Origin of the sequence: Actinomadura meyerae (genome assembly GCF_900188445.1) — a bacterium.
GTDB lineage: Bacteria > Actinomycetota > Actinomycetes > Streptosporangiales > Streptosporangiaceae > Spirillospora > Spirillospora meyerae.
On record NZ_FZOR01000001.1, the window covers coordinates 235,452 to 251,932 of the forward strand.

General features: G+C 73.9%; 16 protein-coding genes. 9 read left to right on the forward strand and 7 right to left on the reverse strand.

Annotated elements, in window-relative coordinates; genetic code table 11:
* Positions 1-12: 12 nt before the first annotated feature.
* Positions 13-702 carry a ComEA family DNA-binding protein gene (locus CHF16_RS01075; RefSeq protein ID WP_089323956.1) on the reverse strand — a complete coding sequence of 230 codons (690 nt, stop codon included), beginning with the start codon at positions 700-702 and terminating at the stop codon, positions 13-15.
* Between the two features lie 57 nt (positions 703-759).
* Complete coding sequence (gene map / locus CHF16_RS01080) at positions 760-1,611, reverse strand: type I methionyl aminopeptidase (RefSeq protein ID WP_089323957.1); 852 nt, start codon at positions 1,609-1,611, stop codon at positions 760-762.
* A 103-nt stretch (positions 1,612-1,714) separates the two neighbouring features.
* On the opposite strand from map, the gene CHF16_RS01085 reads away from it, so the two are divergent.
* Positions 1,715-1,852, forward strand: coding sequence for a hypothetical protein (locus CHF16_RS01085; protein WP_342750060.1), 138 nt, complete (start codon positions 1,715-1,717; stop codon positions 1,850-1,852).
* A 56-nt stretch (positions 1,853-1,908) separates the two neighbouring features.
* Here the strand turns inward: CHF16_RS01085 and CHF16_RS01090 are convergent, their stop codons facing one another.
* Complete coding sequence (locus CHF16_RS01090; protein ID WP_089323959.1) at positions 1,909-2,505, reverse strand: hypothetical protein; 597 nt, start codon at positions 2,503-2,505, stop codon at positions 1,909-1,911.
* Positions 2,506-2,597: 92 nt separating this feature from the next.
* On the opposite strand from CHF16_RS01090, the gene npdG reads away from it, so the two are divergent.
* The 4 genes from npdG (at position 2,598) to CHF16_RS01110 (ending at position 5,580) form a co-directional block, all read left to right on the forward strand.
* Entirely contained in the window at positions 2,598-3,302 is a 705-nt protein-coding gene (gene npdG, locus CHF16_RS01095; RefSeq protein ID WP_089323960.1) for an NADPH-dependent F420 reductase, read from the forward strand.
* A gap of 70 nt (positions 3,303-3,372) precedes the next feature.
* Positions 3,373-4,464 (forward strand): potassium channel family protein, encoded by a 1,092-nt coding sequence (locus tag CHF16_RS01100; RefSeq protein ID WP_245868119.1) that lies wholly within the window; start codon positions 3,373-3,375, stop codon positions 4,462-4,464.
* Positions 4,465-4,496: 32 nt separating this feature from the next.
* Positions 4,497-4,832 carry a hypothetical protein gene (locus CHF16_RS01105; RefSeq protein ID WP_089323962.1) on the forward strand — a complete coding sequence of 112 codons (336 nt, stop codon included), beginning with the start codon at positions 4,497-4,499 and terminating at the stop codon, positions 4,830-4,832.
* A 4-nt stretch (positions 4,833-4,836) separates the two neighbouring features.
* Entirely contained in the window at positions 4,837-5,580 is a 744-nt protein-coding gene (locus tag CHF16_RS01110) for a hypothetical protein (protein WP_245868120.1), read from the forward strand.
* 26 nt (positions 5,581-5,606) lie between these two features.
* Here CHF16_RS01110 and panB read toward each other — a convergent pair whose 3' ends face one another.
* Positions 5,607-6,458, reverse strand: coding sequence for a 3-methyl-2-oxobutanoate hydroxymethyltransferase (gene panB, locus CHF16_RS01115; RefSeq protein WP_089323963.1), 852 nt, complete (start codon positions 6,456-6,458; stop codon positions 5,607-5,609).
* A gap of 147 nt (positions 6,459-6,605) precedes the next feature.
* Here panB and CHF16_RS01120 point away from each other — a divergent pair, with 147 nt between their 5' ends.
* The 3 genes from CHF16_RS01120 to CHF16_RS01130 all read left to right on the forward strand — a co-directional run bounded on the left by CHF16_RS01120 (position 6,606) and on the right by CHF16_RS01130 (position 11,033).
* Positions 6,606-8,168 carry an MFS transporter gene (locus CHF16_RS01120; protein ID WP_089323964.1) on the forward strand — a complete coding sequence of 521 codons (1,563 nt, stop codon included), beginning with the start codon at positions 6,606-6,608 and terminating at the stop codon, positions 8,166-8,168.
* Between the two features lie 29 nt (positions 8,169-8,197).
* On the forward strand, positions 8,198-8,788 hold the full coding sequence (locus tag CHF16_RS01125; protein WP_089323965.1) for a TetR/AcrR family transcriptional regulator: 591 nt from the start codon (positions 8,198-8,200) through the stop codon (positions 8,786-8,788).
* Positions 8,789-8,924: 136 nt separating this feature from the next.
* Positions 8,925-11,033: a SpoIIE family protein phosphatase gene (locus CHF16_RS01130; protein ID WP_089323966.1), complete on the forward strand. Its 2,109-nt coding sequence runs from the start codon at positions 8,925-8,927 to the stop codon at positions 11,031-11,033.
* Positions 11,034-11,263: 230 nt separating this feature from the next.
* Here CHF16_RS01130 and CHF16_RS01135 read toward each other — a convergent pair whose 3' ends face one another.
* Together CHF16_RS01135 and CHF16_RS01140 are read right to left on the reverse strand one after the other, a co-directional pair.
* Positions 11,264-13,054, reverse strand: coding sequence for an NAD+ synthase (locus CHF16_RS01135; RefSeq protein WP_089323967.1), 1,791 nt, complete (start codon positions 13,052-13,054; stop codon positions 11,264-11,266).
* Positions 13,055-13,086: 32 nt separating this feature from the next.
* On the reverse strand, positions 13,087-14,334 hold the full coding sequence (locus tag CHF16_RS01140; RefSeq protein ID WP_342750061.1) for an MDR family MFS transporter: 1,248 nt from the start codon (positions 14,332-14,334) through the stop codon (positions 13,087-13,089).
* Between the two features lie 55 nt (positions 14,335-14,389).
* Here CHF16_RS01140 and CHF16_RS01145 point away from each other — a divergent pair, with 55 nt between their 5' ends.
* Positions 14,390-15,415 carry a DUF5937 family protein gene (locus CHF16_RS01145; RefSeq protein WP_089323968.1) on the forward strand — a complete coding sequence of 342 codons (1,026 nt, stop codon included), beginning with the start codon at positions 14,390-14,392 and terminating at the stop codon, positions 15,413-15,415.
* Here the strand turns inward: CHF16_RS01145 and CHF16_RS01150 are convergent.
* Entirely contained in the window at positions 15,355-16,374 is a 1,020-nt protein-coding gene (locus tag CHF16_RS01150) for a terpene synthase family protein (RefSeq protein WP_089324272.1), read from the reverse strand. The two genes, CHF16_RS01145 and CHF16_RS01150, sit on opposite strands and share 61 nt — an antisense overlap.
* Positions 16,375-16,481: the final 107 nt, after the last annotated feature.

Genomic DNA, 16,481 nt, shown 5'->3' on the forward strand with positions numbered 1-16,481 from the left:
ACATACCCGAGATCAGCGGATGAAGACGGCGTAGTCGGCGACATCGCCCGTCAGGTCGGCCGGCAGGCCCGCGACGGCGGCCAGCTCCTCGGCGGACATGAACCCGCCGGCCTCCGCCCGCACCCGCGTGATCCGCGCCGCCAGCTCCGGCGTGATGCCGGGCAGCAGCGTCAGCGCCTCGGCCGGGGCGTGGTTGACGTCGACGAGCCCGCCGTCGTTGTACCGCCGGGGCAGGTCGGGCCGCCCGATCCGCAGCTCCTTGGCGAGGCCCGGGTCGGCGGCGGCCAGCTCCCGCGCCTTCTCCCGCAGCAGCCGGCGGCGCTTCACCTGCTCCACGACGGCGTCGTTGTCGACGGCCGACAGCCCGTGCGGGTCGAACACCCGGCGCCGGATCAGGAACGCGTGGCCGCAGCCCACCACCGCGAGCACGAACAGCAGCACGCCGACCAGGCGCTCGGCGCCCTCTTCCTTGCCGATGTCGGGGAGCAGGAACATCGCGAGCGCGAACACCCCGAGGTAGGCGGCCGTGGACACCATCAGATGCGCGCTGCGCCGCCACAGGGCCGCCGCCGCGAACGTGAACGGCGTGGCGTAGCCGAGGGTCAGGAACGGCAGCGCCGCCCACGTCACGCTCAGCGCCGCCCGCCCCGGAGGCATGCTGTCGGACGGGACCCTCGGCTCGTACGGCGCTGGGGCGTTCACCAGAGATTCTCCCGGCCGGCTGGGGGCGCTGAATCGGACTCTAGATCAGGGCGGCCATCACGGAAGGGTGAGGATTTCGTGGCCGTCCTCGGTCACCAGCAGCGTGTGCTCGAACTGCGCCGTGCGCTTGCGGTCCTTGGTCACGACCGTCCAGCCGTCCGGCCAGATGTCGTAGTCGTGGGTGCCGAGCGTCAGCATCGGCTCGACGGTGAACGTCATCCCGGGCTCGATGACCGTCGTGGCGGCGGGGTCGTCGTAGTGCGGGACGACCAGGCCCGAGTGGAAGGTGGTGCCGATCCCGTGCCCGGTGAAGTCGCGGACGACCCCGTACCCGAACCGCTTGGCGTACGACTCGATGACCCGCCCGATCACGTTCAGCGCCCGGCCCGGCTTGACGGCGCGGATGCCGCGCATCGTCGCCTCGCGGGTGCGCTCCACCAGCAGCCGCGACTCCTCGTCGACGTCGCCGCACAGGAACGTCGCGTCGGTGTCGCCGTGCACGCCGCCGATGTAGGCGGTGATGTCGATGTTGATGATGTCGCCGTCGCGCAGGACCGTGTCGTCCGGGATGCCGTGGCAGATCACCTCGTTGATGGAGGTGCACAGCGACTTCGGGAACCCGCGGTAGCCCAGCGTCGACGGGTAGGCGCCGTGGTCGAGCAGGAACTCGTGCCCGATGCGGTCGAGCTCGTCGGTGGTGACGCCCGGCCGGATGTGCGTGCCGACCTCCGCCAGCGCCTGCGCCGCGATCCGCCCGGCCACCCGCATCCGCTCGATGACCTCGGGGGTCTTGACGTCGGGCTCGCCGGTCCGGGGCCGCTTCTTCCCCACGTACTCCGGGCGCGGAATGCTCGACGGGACCTTCCGCATCGGTGAAACGTTTCCGGGCCGGAGCAGCTGGGTCGTCATAGTGATGGAGTGTAGTCAGCGGGATCGGGGCAACGAATCCCGCGGAGCGAGAGGAGCGCCGATGGCCGACGACGACGGTGACTGGTGGTTTTGCCTGAAGCACATGAGGCCCGAGCACGGGCCCGGATGCCCCGGCAAGGACCGGATGGGCCCGTACGCGTCCGAGGGCGAGGCCGCGAACGCCCTGGAGCTGGCCCGGGAGCGCAACGAGTCCTGGCGCCGCCGGGAGTCCGACGACTGACCGCCCCTCGCGCGTCACTCCACGACGGTCACTCGACGACGGTCACTCCACCACGGTCACTCCACCACGGGCCCGGAGACCGCGTCGAGGAGCCTGGCGAGCCGGCCGCGGAGCCCCCGGGGCGTCCGCGCCGGCTCCCGCCCGGCGGCGGCGCTGACGAGGTGCTGCGCCCCGTCGAACGACATCAGCGCCTCGTCCGGCGGGACGGTCAGCGCCTCGTGCGCGAGGCCCCGCAGCTCTCGGTCGCCGCTCTCCAGCGCCAGCACGGTCGCGCCGGTGCGGCGGGCGTCGTCGACCCGCTCCAGCAGCGGGACGGGCGCCTCGTCCTCGGCGACGACGAACAGCGTCTCGCCGCGCCGGGCCGCCTCCAGCCGCTCCAGGCCGACCCGCAGGTGCGGCGGCGCGTCCGCGGGCGGCGTCCAGCGGACCAGCGTCGGCGCCAGGCCGGGGACCCCGCCGAGCCGGCTCTCGTCGTCCAGGTGCGCGGCCAGGTGCCACGGGTCGCCGGCGGGCGTGCCGACCAGCAGCAGCCCGCCCGGCGTGCGGGAGGTGACCCGCAGCGCCCGGCCGAACTCCTCGGTCCGCTCCAGCCAGCCCGTGGTCGACAGGACCTCGCGCAACATGGTGATCTGCTCGGCGTCCACGGGCACCATGGTGCCGCACCCGGCGCCCTGATCAGGAGGTTTTCCGCGAGCCGGGAGCCCTGGCCGCGGCGTGCCGGAGGCGGTTTGGCAGACTCGGCCGCATGACTGAGCAGCAGCAGAAGACGCCTTACGACCTTCCCGACGTCGGCGGCCTGTCGATCGGCATCCTCGGCGGCACCGGCGACCAGGGCAAGGGCCTCGCCCGCCGGTTCGCGCTCGCCGGGCACGAGGTGACGATCGGGTCCCGCCGGGCCGAGCGCGCCCAGGCCGCCGCCGACGAGCTGGCCGCCGAGGACGCCGCCCTGCGGATCTCCGGCGCGGAGAACCCGGTCGCGGCCGGGCGGTCGGACATCGTGGTCGTCGCCGTCCCGTGGGACGGCCACAAGGCCACGCTGGAGTCGCTGCGCGAGGAGCTGGCCGGGAAGGTCGTCGTCGACTGCGTGAACCCGCTCGGCTTCGAGAAGGGCAAGGGCGCGTTCGCGCTGCCGGTCGAGGAGGGCAGCGCCGCCGAGCAGGCCGCCGCCGTGCTGCCGGACAGCCGCGTGGTCGCCGCCTTCCACCACGTCTCCGCCAAGCTGCTGCTCGACCCCGGCGTGGACGAGATGGAGCTGGACGTCCTCGTCCTCGGCAACGACCGCGAGGCCACCGACACCGTCCAGGCCCTCGCGGGCCGGATCCCCGGCATGCGCGGCGTCTACGGCGGCCGGCTGCACAACGCCCACCAGGTCGAGGCGTTCACCGCCAACCTCATCTCCATGAACCGCCGCTACAAGGCCCACGCGGGGCTGCGGATCACCGACGTCTAGCGCGCCGCCGAACCGCGGGCGTCCGATCAAGCGTCCCCGCCGGGGCTGAACGATCGTTAAGCTCGGTGCGGTGCCGAGTTTGAACGATCCGGAGGCGGCGCGGCGACCACTGGTCCTGCTGCCCTCGGCCACGGTGGGGCCGCTGCGCGCGGTGGCCACGCGGGTCGGGATCGCGTTGCTGCTGCTGTTCGCCGTGGTCGTCGCCGTGTACGCCGACCGCGGCGGCTACCGCGACACCGGGGACGGGGAGCTGTCCCTGCTGGACGCGTTCTACTACGCCACGGTGACCGTCTCGACCACCGGCTACGGCGACATCACCCCGGTGGGTGACGCGGCCCGGCTGGTCAACATCCTCTTCATCACGCCCGTGCGGGTGCTCTTCCTCATCGTCCTCGTGGGCACCACCCTGGAGGTCCTCGCGGAACGCACCCGCGAGGACTGGCGCAAGTCACGCTGGAGGGCACGCGTGCGCGACCACATCGTGGTGGCCGGCTACGGCACGAAGGGCCGCAGCGCCATCAAGACCCTGCTGAGCACGGGCGTCGAACGCAAGTCGATCGTCGTCGTCGACCCCGACCCGCGCGTGGTCGCGGAGGCGGCCGAGGCCGGGTTCGTGAGCATCGTCGGGGACGCGACCCGCAACTCGGTGCTGAAGCAGGCGGGGGTGCAGCGGGCCCGGGAGATCGTGGTGGCGAGCGCCCGCGACGACACCGCGGTGCTGATCACCCTGACCGCGCGGCAGCTCAACCCGCACGCCGGGATCCAGGCGTCGGTGCGCGAGTCGGAGAACGTCCCGCTGCTGCGGCAGTCGGGCGCCGACCGGGTGGTGACGTCGTCGGAGGCGGCGGGGCGGCTGCTCGGGATGTCCACCAGCCAGCCCGCGGTCAGCGCGGTCATCGAGGACCTCCTCGACCAGGGCAGCGGCCTCGACCTGGTGTCCCGGGAGGTGCGGCCGGACGAGGCGGGCGAGTCGCTCGCGGCGGTGCGCGAGCCGGTGCTCGCGGTCGTCCGGGAGGGCCGGACGCTGCCGTACGACCACCCGGAGTGCACGCCGCTGGAGGCCGGCGACCGGCTGATCTTCGTGCGCTCGTCGGGGCGCCCGCGCGCCCGTCCCGCCCCCGGGGAGGGAGCGGACGGCGCCTCCGCTGCGTCCGAACACTGACATATCATCGGGGTGGCGACAGGCAGGTGGACATGCGAGAGATCCGGTCGGCAGATCCGTGGAGCGCCTTTCTGGCCCCTCCCAGGCGCGGCACGGGGGCGCGCGGGGAGCCCGGTGCGGCGCCCGCCGCCGAGCCCGGTCCGCCCGCCGGCGCCGGCGCCGGGTCCGGGCCCGTGCCCGAGGACGCGTGCCGGCGCGTGCTGGCCCACCTGAGGGCGACCGGGGCGCCGCAGTCGCTGGAGCAGCTCCACCACGCGACCCGGCTCGGCCTGCTGGAGGTCGCGGACGCCGTCGACGCGCTGCGCGAGCGCGGCCTGGTCGCCGTCGAGCGCGAGATCGACGAGGTCGTCCGGCTGACCGGGGACTGAGCCGGTGCTCGGGTACGCCGTCGCCGTCTCGCTGAGCTGCCTGGTCGGCATCGCCGAGCTGGTCAGCCGCTACCGGGACCGGCCCACCACGCTCGTCCGGGTGCCGTCCACCTGGGCGTACGTGCTGATCAACGGGGGAGCGGGCGCCGGGTCGCTGCTGCTCCTGCACACCTTCGGCTGGCGGTTCGGCGTGCAGTCGCCGCAGATCGCCGACGCGACGCAGGTGCTGGTCGCGAGCCTCGGCTCGATGATGGTGTTCCGCAGCGCGGTGTTCACCGTCCGGGTCGGGGACGAGGACGTCGCGGTCGGCCCGAGCACGCTGCTGACCTCCCTGCTCGCCGCCGCCGACCGGGGCGTCGACCGCATGCAGGCCAAGACCCGCGCGCACGAGGCGGGCGAGATCATGCGCGGCGTCTCGTTCGCGAAGTCGCGGCTGGCGCTGCCGACCTACTGCCTGGGGCTGCTGCAGAACGTCTCCGCCGAGGACCAGGCCGACCTGCGCACCGCCGTGGACGCCCTCGCGGGCAGCGAGATGACCGACGGGCAGATGGCCCTCAACCTGGGGCTGCTGCTGATGAACGTGGCCGGGCCCGACGTCCTGCGCTCGGCCGTGGAGACGCTCCGCGACGAGATCACGGCCGACGGCGCGCAGGCGCCGCCCGTCCCGGCGCCCCGGGAAGGCGAGGCCCGCCTGCCCGGAGGCGGTGCGGCGCGGGTCCGCGCGGCCCGGTCGGACCCCGACGAGTAGGGCGCGACCGGGCCTTCGCGGGACGGTTACCGGTAGGTGTGCTCGGCGGCCGGGAAGACGCCGCCGACGACCTCCTCGGCGTAGCCGCGGGCGGCCTCGCCGAGCAGCGTGTTCAGGTCGGCGAACTTCTTGACGAACTTGGCGGTGTGCGGGGTGAGGCCCGCCATGTCCTGCCAGACGAGCACCTGCGCGTCGGTGCCGCTGCCGCCGCCGATGCCGATCGTCGGGATGGACAGCGACGAGGTGACGCGGGAGGCGAGCTCGGCGGGGACGCATTCGAGGACGAGCGCGAACGCGCCCGCGGCCTCCAGGGCCTTCGCGTCCGCCATCAGCTCGTCGCCGTCCTGGCCGCGGCCCTGCACCCGGTAGCCGCCGAAGACGTTGACCGACTGCGGGGTGAGGCCGAGGTGGCCCATGACCGGGATGCCGGCGGAGACGAGCGCCTCGACCTGCGGGATGACCCGGCGGCCGCCCTCCAGCTTGATCGCGTGCGCGCCCGCCTCCTTCATGAAGCGGGTGGCGGTGGTCAGCGCCTCGCCGACGCCCGTCTGGTACGAGCCGAACGGCAGGTCGGCGACGACCATGGCGCGCTTGGAGCCGCGCACGACGGCCGCGGTCAGCGGGATCAGCTCGTCCACGGTGACGGGGATGGTGGAGTCGTAGCCGTACACGACCATCGCGGCGGAGTCGCCGACGAGCAGCACGGGGATGCCGGCCTCGTCGAAGACCCGCGCGGTCTGCGCGTCGTACGCGGTGAGCATCGGCCACTTCTCGTGCCGCTCCTTGGCGGCGGCGATGTCGCGTACGGTCACCCGCCGGGTGCTGGTGCCGCCGTAGAGGGCGGGGGGCTGCGCGGGGGGTGCGACAGAAGAAGACATGCGTGAACCTCCGGTCTTGAGGCGCCACGGTGGCGTACCCAGACGGAACCGATCGTGCCACTTGGAAAACGATTCGGGTACCCCTTGGATTCCCCCAATCCGGACAGACCGGGAATAGGTTACGAAACGCTACCGTTGCGTATCGGCATGGACCTCCAGACGATTCAGCGGCGCCGGTGGTACATCCTCGGCGTCCTCACCATGAGCCTGCTGGTGGTCGTGCTCGACAACACGATCCTCAACGTCGCGCTCAAGACCATCGCCGACCCGGAGAAGGGGCTCGGCGCCACGCAGAGCCAGCTCGAGTGGTCGATCAACTCCTACACGCTCGTCTTCGCCGGCCTGCTGTTCACCTTCGGGGTGGTCGGCGACCGGATCGGGCGCAAGCGCGTGCTCATCGGCGGCATGGCGGTGTTCGCCCTCGCCTCCCTGCTGTCGGCCTACGCGCAGTCGCCCGACCAGCTCATCTACGCCCGCGCGCTGATGGGGCTCGGCGGCGCCGCCGTGATGCCGCAGACGCTGTCGATCATCACCAACGTCTTCGAGCCGCACGAGCGCGCCCGCGCGATCGGCATCTGGGCCGGCGCCGTCGGCCTCGGCGTCGCGATCGGCCCGCTCACCGGCGGGCTGCTGCTCGCCCACTTCTGGTGGGGCTCGGTCTTCCTCATCAACGTCCCGGTCATCGCGGCCGGCGTCGCGCTGATGGCCTTCCTCGTGCCGGAGTCCCGCAACCCCGAGCCCGGACGGCTCGACCCGCTCGGCGTCCTGCTGTCGGTCATCGGCCTCGTCGTCCTGTCGTACGGCATCATCGAGGGCGGCGAGAAGGGCGACTGGCTCGCGCTCCCGGTGCTCGGCCCGATCCTCGCCGGCGCCGCCGTCATCGCGCTGTTCGTCGCGCACGAGGCCCGCACCGCGTCCCCGGCGTTCGACGTCCGGCTGTTCCGCGACCCGCGCATGTCGGCGGCCGTCGCGTCCATCGCGCTGTGCTTCTTCGCCGCGACCGGCGTGTTCTTCTTCGCCAACTTCTACATGCAGTCGGTGCGCGGCCTGACCCCGCTGGAGTCCGGCCTGATGGTGCTGCCGTTCGCGATCGCCCAGCTCGCGTTCGCGCCGCGCAGCGCCGCGATGGTCCACCGCTTCGGCGCCAAGGCCGTCTGCACCACCGGCCTGCTGCTCGTCGCCGCCGCCCTGGCGAGCTACCAGTTCATCGGCACCGGGACCCCGATGTGGATCCTCGGCGCGATCTTCTTCGTGCAGGGCGCCGGGATGGCCAACGTCATGCCGCCCGCCACCGAGTCGGTCATGTCCGCGCTGCCGCGCGAGAAGGCCGGCGCCGGATCGGCCATCAACAACACCGCCCGGCAGGTCGCCGTCGCGATGGGCGTCGCCGTGCTCGGCTCCGTCGTCGCGTCCGTCTACCGCCGCGACCTGGACGGCGACCTCGCCGCGCTGCCCCCGGGCGCGCGGGAGGCGGCCGGCGAGTCCATCGAGGGCGCGCACGCCGTCGCCGCCCGCATGGGCGACGCCGGGCGGCAGCTCGCCGGGCACGCCGACGCGGCCTTCGTCAACGCCATGCACACCGCCTCCGTGGTCGCCGCCGTCATCGCGCTGCTCGGCGCGCTCGTCGTCGCCAAGTGGATGCCGGGGCGCCCCGCCGCCTCCGCCGAGCCGGCCGGCGCGCCGCGCGAACCGGAGAAGGCCGCCGCGTGAGGGCGCGGATGTGAGAGCGTGAACGCGCCATGACCGGGACAGAGCGGCGGCACGGCGGGCGACCCCGCAGCGAGCGTGCCGAGAAGGCCATCATCGAGGCGGTCCTCGACCTCCTCGCCGAGGAGTCCGGCGTCGACGGCGTCTCGGTGGAGGCGGTCGCCGCGCGGGCCGGCGTCGGCAAGACGACCATCTACCGGCGCTGGCCCGGCAAGGACGCGCTCATCCTGGACGCCCTCGGGGCGGCCAAGGCGCCGCTGCCCGAGCCGTCCGGCGCCTCCGCCCGCGCCGACCTCACCGAGATCGCGCGGGCGATGGCCGCCGAGCGCGGCCGCCGCTACCTGCGGGTCTTCTGGAACGTCATGGGCGGCGCCGAGAAGTACCCCGAGCTGTACGCCCGCTACCGCCGCGACATCATCGAGCCGCGCCGCGACGTCGTCCGCCGGGTGCTGCGGCGCGGCGTCGAGACCGGCGAGCTGCGCGCCGACCTCGACGTCGAGGCGGCCATGTCCATGCTGCTCGGCACCCTCGCCGGGCGGCGGCCCGGGGAGACCTTCCCCGAGGGCCGCGCCGAGGCCGTCGTCGACACCCTCATGCGGGGCATCGGGGCGGTCCCGCGATGACGCGGCGGGGGCGGATGCGAAGCGATTTCGGCACGGTAGGCGTGATCTTCTCCCTTGCGGCGGCGTCATGCCCCATACTGTCGCTGGGTAGTGCTAAGACGACCGGCTGTCTGGAGCGCGTCAGGTGAGATCCGTCATGGCGCCGCGAGGCGATGCGCCCGCCACCGATTCCGCGTCCAGGACCCTCGTCCTGGGCATCGACGGAGCCAGGCGGATCGTCCAGTGCGGGCCGAACGCCAGGGCCGTCCTCGGCCGGGCCCCCGAGGAGCTGATCGGCCGCCCCGCCACCGACCTGGTGGGCGAGGAGGCCAAGGCCGAGCTGGAGACCCTCCTGGAGGTCGGCGACCAGGAGCGCAACGGCGTGATGACCGTGCAGCGCGGCGACCAGGGGACCTCCGCCCTCATCACCGTCCAGCCGCTCGTCGGCGGCGCCCAGGACGCCGGGCCCGCCGCGCTGCTGTTCGTCCGGGTGGAGCTGCCGCCCAGCGAGCGCTACCAGGACCCGGCCCTCATGCGCCGCGCGCTGATGGACGACCAGCTCACCCGGTTCGGCGCCTCCCTCGACCTCGACCAGTCCGCGCGCGGCCTCGTCGACGTCGTCGTCCCGCACTACTGCAACGCCGCGTCCGTCCTCGTGCTGGAGAGCCTGGTCGCCTCCGACGAGGTGCACAGCGAGTCCGGCTCGGCCGTGCTGCGCCGCATCGCCGTCACCTCCGACGACGGCAACCCCGCCTGGACGTCCACGTTCCCCGTCGGCGAGGTGCTCGTCTTCCCCGAGGGCACCCCGTACCGCCAGGTCATGGAGACCGCCCGGCCCGTCCACCTGCCGCACATCCCGCTGGACGAGGCGACCGAGATCGGCAAGCTGTGGCGGCGCGGCCCCGCCGGCGAGCTGCTGTCCGGCGTGTCGATGGTGCTGCTGCCGCTGATCGCCCGCGACACCCTGCTCGGCTTCATCGCCTGCACCCGCGTCCCCGGCTTCCGCAAGTTCGACGCCTACGACGTCGAGATCGGCATGGAGTTCGCCGCCCGCGCCGCGATCGTCATCGACAACGCCCGGCGGTTCAGCCGCGAGCGCGCCACCGCGCTCGCGCTGCAGCGCAGCCTGCTGCCGCTGCGGCTGTCCGCGCCGTCCTCCGTCGAGGTCCGGCACCGCTACCTGCCCGGCAGCAAGCTCGTCGAGGTCGGCGGCGACTGGTACGAGTCGATCGCGCTGCCCGGCGCCCGCGTCGCGCTGATCGTCGGCGACGTCGCCGGGCACGGCGTCCGCGCCGCCGTCACGATGGGCCGGCTGCGCACCGCCCTGCACACGCTCGCCAACCTCGAACTGCCGCCCGCCGACGCCCTGCACGTCATGCACGAGCTGATGATCGAGCTCGGCGAGCAGGAACCGCACTTCGCCACCTGCGTGTACGCCGTCTACGACGCCACCACCGGCACCATCGAGATCGCCTCCGCCGGGCACCTGCCGCCGCTCCTCGCGAGCCCCACCGGCGACAACGAGTACCTCCAGGTCCCGCCCGCCCCGCCGCTCGGCGTCGCCGGCGGCGCCGCCATCGAGAGCCGCGAGTTCACCGTCGAGGACGGCAGCCTCTTCGTCATCTACACCGACGGCCTCGTGGAGAACCGCGGCCGCGACATCGACGACGGCCTCGCCCGCCTCCAGCGCATCTTCGGTCCCGACTCCGTCGACCGCCCCATGGAGGACCTCGCCAAGGCCACCCTCGCCGGCGTCTACGCCGACCAGCACCGCGACGACATCGCCGTCCTCATCGCCCGGCTGCGCCGCCTCCCCGAAGACCGCTACGCCTCCTGGATCCTCCCCGCCGACCCCGCCGCCGTCCGCCGCGCCCGCGGCCTCGTCAGCTCGCGCCTCGAGGAATGGGGCCTGGAAGACCTCAGCTACACCACCGAGCTGCTCGCCTCCGAACTCATCACCAACGCGCTCCGCTACGCACCCGGGCCCATCGAGCTCAGGCTCCTCATGGAACGCACGCTCGTCTGCGAAGTCCTGGACCGGTCCGCCGCCCTGCCCCGCCTGCGCCGCGCCGAAGACGACGACGAGAACGGCCGCGGCCTCCTCGTCGTCAGCCAGCTCGCGCACCGCTGGGGCAGCCGCCGCACCGCCGCCGGCAAGGTCGTCTGGTGCGAGCAGATCGTCCCCGGCACCGACCCCGACGCCTCCGAACAGGTCCCCGCCTGGCCCGACGAGGCCTGGCCGGGCGAGAGTCATCACCGTGACTAGCCCAGGGGGAGCGACCCCCCTGGAACCCCCCGTCACGAGCCGGTCGATCCTCACGCCACGGTGCGGGTTTCTGTGACCGTGCGGGTTTGCGGCGTGTCGCTGCGGTCGGCCGGCTCGACGGGTCGTGCGGCCTCCGGGCGCTAGGGCGCCCTCCGGCCGCCCGACCCGTGGTGGTGGCTGGGGTTGTTGGTCCTGGGGTTGACCCCTGAAGGCCCTGCCGCCGGGGAGCTTTACTTCTCTTGTTCGCGCCAGGCGTTGGTTATGGGGAGGCGGCGGTCGCGGCCGAAGTTCTTGGGGGTGATCTTCGGGCCGGGCGGGTACTGGCGGCGCTTGTACTCGGCGATGTCGACCAGGCGGATGACGCGGTCGACCAGGGCGGGGTCGTGGCCCGCCCTGATGAGGGACTCGCGGCCCATGTCGCGTTCCACGTAGTCGGCGAGCAGCGGGTCCAGGACGGTGTACTCGGGGAGCGTGTCGCGGTCGCGCTGGTCGGGGCGCAGCTCGGCGGACGGCTCCTTCACGATGATGGCCTCGGGGATGGGCTCCTGCGCGAACGGGTGCAGGAAGGGCAGGTCGACGCCGGCCTGGGTGTTGCGCCAACGGGCCAGGTCCCACACGGTGAGCTTGAAGACGTCCTTGATGGGGGCGAAGCCGCCCGCGGAGTCGCCGTAGAGGGTGGAGTAGCCGGTGGCGAGTTCGCTCTTGTTGCCGCCGGTCAGGACGAGGTGGCCGTGCTCGTTGGACAGCGCCATCCACACGTTGGCGCGGATGCGGGCCTGGAGGTTCTCGGCGGCGAGGCCGTGCAGGTCGAGCTGCTTCTCGAACGCCTCGACCATGCCGGCGATCGGGACGATGCGGGAGTTGACGCCCTGGCGCTTGACGAGGTCCTCGGCGTCCACGACGGAGCCCTCGGAGGAGTAGCGGCTCGGGAGCAGGACGGCGTGCACGTTCTCCGGGCCGATCGCGTCGGAGGCGATGGTGGCGACGAGCGCGGAGTCGATGCCGCCGGACAGGCCGAGGACGACGGAGCGGAAGCCGTTCTTGCGGACGTAGTCGCGGGTGCCGAGGACGAGCGCCGCGTAGATCTCGGCGAGGTCGTCCATGGGCTCGGCGACGGGCTGGGGCAGCACCGGGTGGGCGGGCAGCGGGTCCGGGGTGAGGACGTGCCGCTCGATGGTGATCGTGGTGCCGTCGTGGGCGTCGACCGGCGTGCGGCCCGGCTCCGCCGACGGGTCGGCGGCGGGCAGGGCCAGGTCGGCGACGAGGAGGTGCTCGACGAACTGGGGGGCGCGGGCCAGGGGCGTGCCGTCCGGGCCGACGATGACGGAGTCGCCGTCGAAGACGAGCTCGTCCTGGCCGCCGACCATGTTGACGTAGGCGAGGGCGCAGCCCGCCTCGCGGGCGCGTTCGGCGCACAGTTCGAGGCGGACGTCGTCCTTGTTGCGCTCGTAGGGGGAGGCGTTGACGGAGAGCAGCAGCCCCGCGCCGGACGCGGACGTGACGCTGACCGGGCCGCCGTCCTGCCACAGGTCCTCGCAGATGACGGTGGCGACGTCGACGCCGTTGACGCGGACGACGGGCAGCCGGTCGCCCGGCACGAAGATCCGGTACTCGTCGAAGACGCCGTAGTTCGGCAGGTGGTGCTTGGCCGAGCGGACCAGGACCTCGCCGCCGTGCAGCCACGCGGCGGCGTCCAGCGGCGCGCCCGCGGGCTGCCCCGAGCGGATCGGGCCGACCGAGCGGCGGTCCAGGTAGCCGGTGACGACGGGCAGGTCGCCGAGGCCCTCGTCGGCGAGCCGGCGGGCGAGCCGGTCCAGGGCCCGCCGGCACGCCTCGACGAAGGACGCGCGGAGCGCGAGGTCCTCCACCGGGTAGCCGGCCAGCATCATCTCGGGGAAGGCGACCAGGTGCGCGCCCGCGTCGGCGGCGCGCCGGCTCCATTCCACGATCAGGTCGGCGTTGCCGTCGAGGTCGCCGACGGTCGGGTTCACCTGCGCGAGCGCGATCCTGAGCTGTGCCACCCCACCAGAGTAGAACGCCGGAGGGCGTTTCGTCACTTTGACGAGAAGGCGGCGGCGCGGCGGCGGCGGATCGCGGGGGCGAGCGCGAGCTGCGCCGCCGCCGCCGTCAGGGCGAGGCCCGCGCAGCTCAGCCACAGCGCGGGCGCGCCGCCGGCGCCGAGCAGCTGGGTGCCGCCGAGCGGCGCCAGCAGGAAGCCGCCCGACCACGCCATCCCGTACAGGCCCCCGTACCGGCCGCGCAGGTCGGCGGGCGCGAGGTCGGCGACGACGGCCTGCAGGACGGACGCCGCGGTGATCTCCCCGAGCGTCCACACCAGGATCGTCGCGGTGTAGGCGGCCACCGTCGAGGCCAGCGCGGTCAACCCGTAGCCCAGCCCGACCAGCAGGAACCCCGCGACCATCACCAGGCTGTGGTCGCGGCGGGCCAGCCACGCGTTCACCAGCGGCTGCACGATGATGATCAGCACGCCGTTCGCGGCGATCGCGAGGCCGTAGGACTGGGGGCCGAGCCCGTCCTCCTTCATCGCCAGCGGCATCGTCGTCATGCCCTGCATCAGCACGAACGTGTACACCAGGGTGACCAGCACGTAGCCGACCATGACGCGGTCGCGCAGGACGCGCAGGAACCCGCCGGTGCTCGCGGCGCGGGCCTCCCGCGCCCGCGTCTCCGGGACGGCGCGCCACACCAGCAGCCCGAACCCGGCGCAGGTGGCCGCGTCGATCCAGAACAGCCACAGGAAGCCGCGCTGCGCGAGCGTCCCGCCGAGCACCATCGCGATCGCCCAGCCGAGGTTGATCGCCCAGAACAGCAGCCCGAAGGCGCGCGGCCGGTCGGCGGGGGAGATGATGTCGGCCACCATCGCCTGCGCGGCGGGCCGGTACATGTCCAGCAGGAGGCCGAGCACCAGCGCCGCGGCCACCAGCGCGGCGATGCCCTGGGCGTAGCCGAGCGCGAGCATCGCGGCGCCGGTGCCGACGGTCGCGATCGTCAGCGTCGCGCGGCGGCCGAGCCGGTCCGCGAGCGCCCCGCCGAGGAGCTGGCCGCCGAGCGAGCCCGCGCCGAGCACCGCCATCACCACGCCCGCCTGCGCCAGCGACAGCCCGCGCATCGTCGTCAGGTAGAGGCCGAGGAACGGCTCGACCATCGTGCCGAGGCGGTTGAGCAGCATCCCCGCCCACAGCATCCAGAACGGCCTGGGGAAGCCGCCGACCCGGGGACGCAGGAACGCCGCGACCCTGCCGGGAGCGGGGACGACCGGAGTGTCTTCCAGAGTGGTCACCCGCACGATGGTGAGCGTTCCCGGCCCCGGTCGATAATCATTTAGCGTGGGCTAAATGATCGAGTTCGTGTTCGCGCCGGACGACGTGGCCCGCGTGCGGTTCGCGTTCTCGCCGCTGTGGGAGATGGTGCGCAGCCTGCGGGTGCTCGCCGACCCCTCCGGGCACGCGCTGCACCTGCCGTGGGTGCGCACCGTCCGGCCGCGGCTGCGCGGGCTCGGACTGGAACCGCTGCGCGAGGTCGTCGGCGCGGCCGGCTACATCCCCGACTTCCTCACCCCGCCGCCGGAGACCCCGCTGCCCGACCTCGGCGCGGAACTGGAGACCGTCCGGGCCACGCCGCCGGAGGTCGTCGCCGCCGAGCTGCGCTGGGCGGGACCCGGCTCGCGGCCGTCCCCGGCGCGGGTGGCGCTGGCCGCCGAGCCCGAGCGCACCCTGGCGCACCTCGCCGGCCTGCTCGAACGGTACTGGGCGGTCGCGGTGGAGCCGTTCTGGCCCCGCGTCCGCGACCTGCTCGAAGGGGACGTCCTGCGCCGCGCGGGCGCGCTCGCCGCCGAGGGCGCCGCCGGGGTGTTCGGCGACCTGCACGAGGCGGTGGTGTGGCGCGCCGGGACGCTGAACGTCGACCGGCGCTGGAGCTTCCGCGGCGAACTCGCCGGGCGCGGCATCCTGCTCGTCCCGAGCGCGTTCGTGTGGCCGCAGGTGTCGGTGATGGTGCCGCCCTACCAGCCGATGCTCAGCTACCCGCCGCGCGGCGTCGCGACGCTGTGGGAGACGGGGCGGCCGGACGAGCCGCGGGCGGACGCGCTGGCCGCGCTCATCGGCCGGCGGCGCGCCGACCTGCTCGCCGCGCTGGCGCGGCCCGCCGCGACCACCGACCTCGCGCGGCGGCTCGGCGTCACCGCCGGCGCGGTCAGCCAGCACCTCGGCGTGCTGCGCGCCTGCGGCCTCGTCACCGGGCACCGCATGGGCCGCCGCGTGCTGTACGTCCGGACCCCGGCGGGCGACGCGCTCGCGCTCGGTCAGCGCAGCGAGGCGAGCGCGTCCAGGCGCAGCGTGCCGGGCGCCGACTCGGGCGCGTAGCGGCCCGACTCGGCGAGCCAGTCCAGGTGGGCGCGCGGCGTGTCCAGCAGTACCTTGACGACCTGCGCGGCGGCGGCGCGCTGCGCGACGGTGAGGTCCAGCCGGTCGAGCATCTCCGGCAGCCTGCGCGCCGCCGACCACGCCTGCTCCAGCCGGTCCACGATCCGCTCGGCGACCGCGGCGGCGGCGTCCTCGCCGGTCAGCCCGCGCGTGCGGGCGAGGACGGCGGGCAGCGCGTGCACGTCGCCGCGGGCCGCCTCCAGGTCGTAGGAGGCGAGGTCGTTGGACCAGGCCACGACGTCGGCGACGCCGTCGGCGAGGGTCTTCCAGCGGGGCGTGCGCAGCAGCCGGGCCGGCAGCTCGACGCCGAGGACGGGCTCGACCAGGTCGTACAGGAACGGCCCGCACGCCCGGCGGCGCAGCGGCGCGTACTCCGCCTCCGTCGGGACGTGCCGGATGCGGCGGTTGACCGCCTCCTCCGCGCAGCCGTCCCGGTGCGTCTCCAGTTGCAGGATGAACCGGCGGCGCCATTCGCGGCTCATGTCCTTGGCCGTCGCCTGCCACAGCTCGACCAGCGCCGCCTCCAGGGGGCGCGCCCCCGGCCGGGCGTGGCCGCGCCGCATCGCGCGCAGCAGGTCGTCGTACAGCGCGTGGACGGCGCTGCCGCTGTCGGCGAGCGGCGGGTGGTCCATCGTGTCGTCCAGCGCGAGCGCCCAGGTCAGCCAGCGGGCGAACAGGTCGACCCCGGCGAGCTCGGCGGACGGCAGCACGCGGGCGGCGAGCCGCTCGCAGCGGGCCCGGCCGAGCGGCGAGGTGTCCGGGTCGCCGAGCACGAGGCCCCGGCCGCGGGCCCAGGCCTCCACCTGGGCGCACAGCCGCCACGACTCCGGGTGCATGGTCGACGGTGTCGCCAGTGCGGGCACCCGGTCCGTCATCGAGAGCAGAAGAGAGATGTCCACGACCCTCACCACGCTAATGATCACTGTGTCGAGCGACCATGATCGCCGCGTCAAGTTCCTGGAAACGGTTCCGCGCGGACGGTCACGGGGGCGCCATCCGGCCCGCC

Bases quoted from the DNA above. Each gene is read 5' to 3' on its own strand.
- map (WP_089323957.1), bottom strand. From the start codon at position 1,611: ATGACGACCCAGCTGCTCCGGCCCGGAAACGTTTCACCGATGCGGAAG.
- CHF16_RS01120 (WP_089323964.1), top strand. From the start codon at position 6,606: ATGGACCTCCAGACGATTCAGCGGCGCCGGTGGTACATCCTCGGCGTC.
- CHF16_RS01105 (WP_089323962.1), top strand. From the start codon at position 4,497: ATGCGAGAGATCCGGTCGGCAGATCCGTGGAGCGCCTTTCTGGCCCCT.
- CHF16_RS01125 (WP_089323965.1), top strand. From the start codon at position 8,198: ATGACCGGGACAGAGCGGCGGCACGGCGGGCGACCCCGCAGCGAGCGT.
- panB (WP_089323963.1), bottom strand. From the start codon at position 6,458: ATGTCTTCTTCTGTCGCACCCCCCGCGCAGCCCCCCGCCCTCTACGGC.
- npdG (WP_089323960.1), top strand. From the start codon at position 2,598: ATGACTGAGCAGCAGCAGAAGACGCCTTACGACCTTCCCGACGTCGGC.
- CHF16_RS01145 (WP_089323968.1), top strand. From the start codon at position 14,390: ATGATCGAGTTCGTGTTCGCGCCGGACGACGTGGCCCGCGTGCGGTTC.
- CHF16_RS01130 (WP_089323966.1), top strand. From the start codon at position 8,925: ATGGCGCCGCGAGGCGATGCGCCCGCCACCGATTCCGCGTCCAGGACC.
- CHF16_RS01090 (WP_089323959.1), bottom strand. From the start codon at position 2,505: ATGGTGCCCGTGGACGCCGAGCAGATCACCATGTTGCGCGAGGTCCTG.
- CHF16_RS01085 (WP_342750060.1), top strand. From the start codon at position 1,715: ATGAGGCCCGAGCACGGGCCCGGATGCCCCGGCAAGGACCGGATGGGC.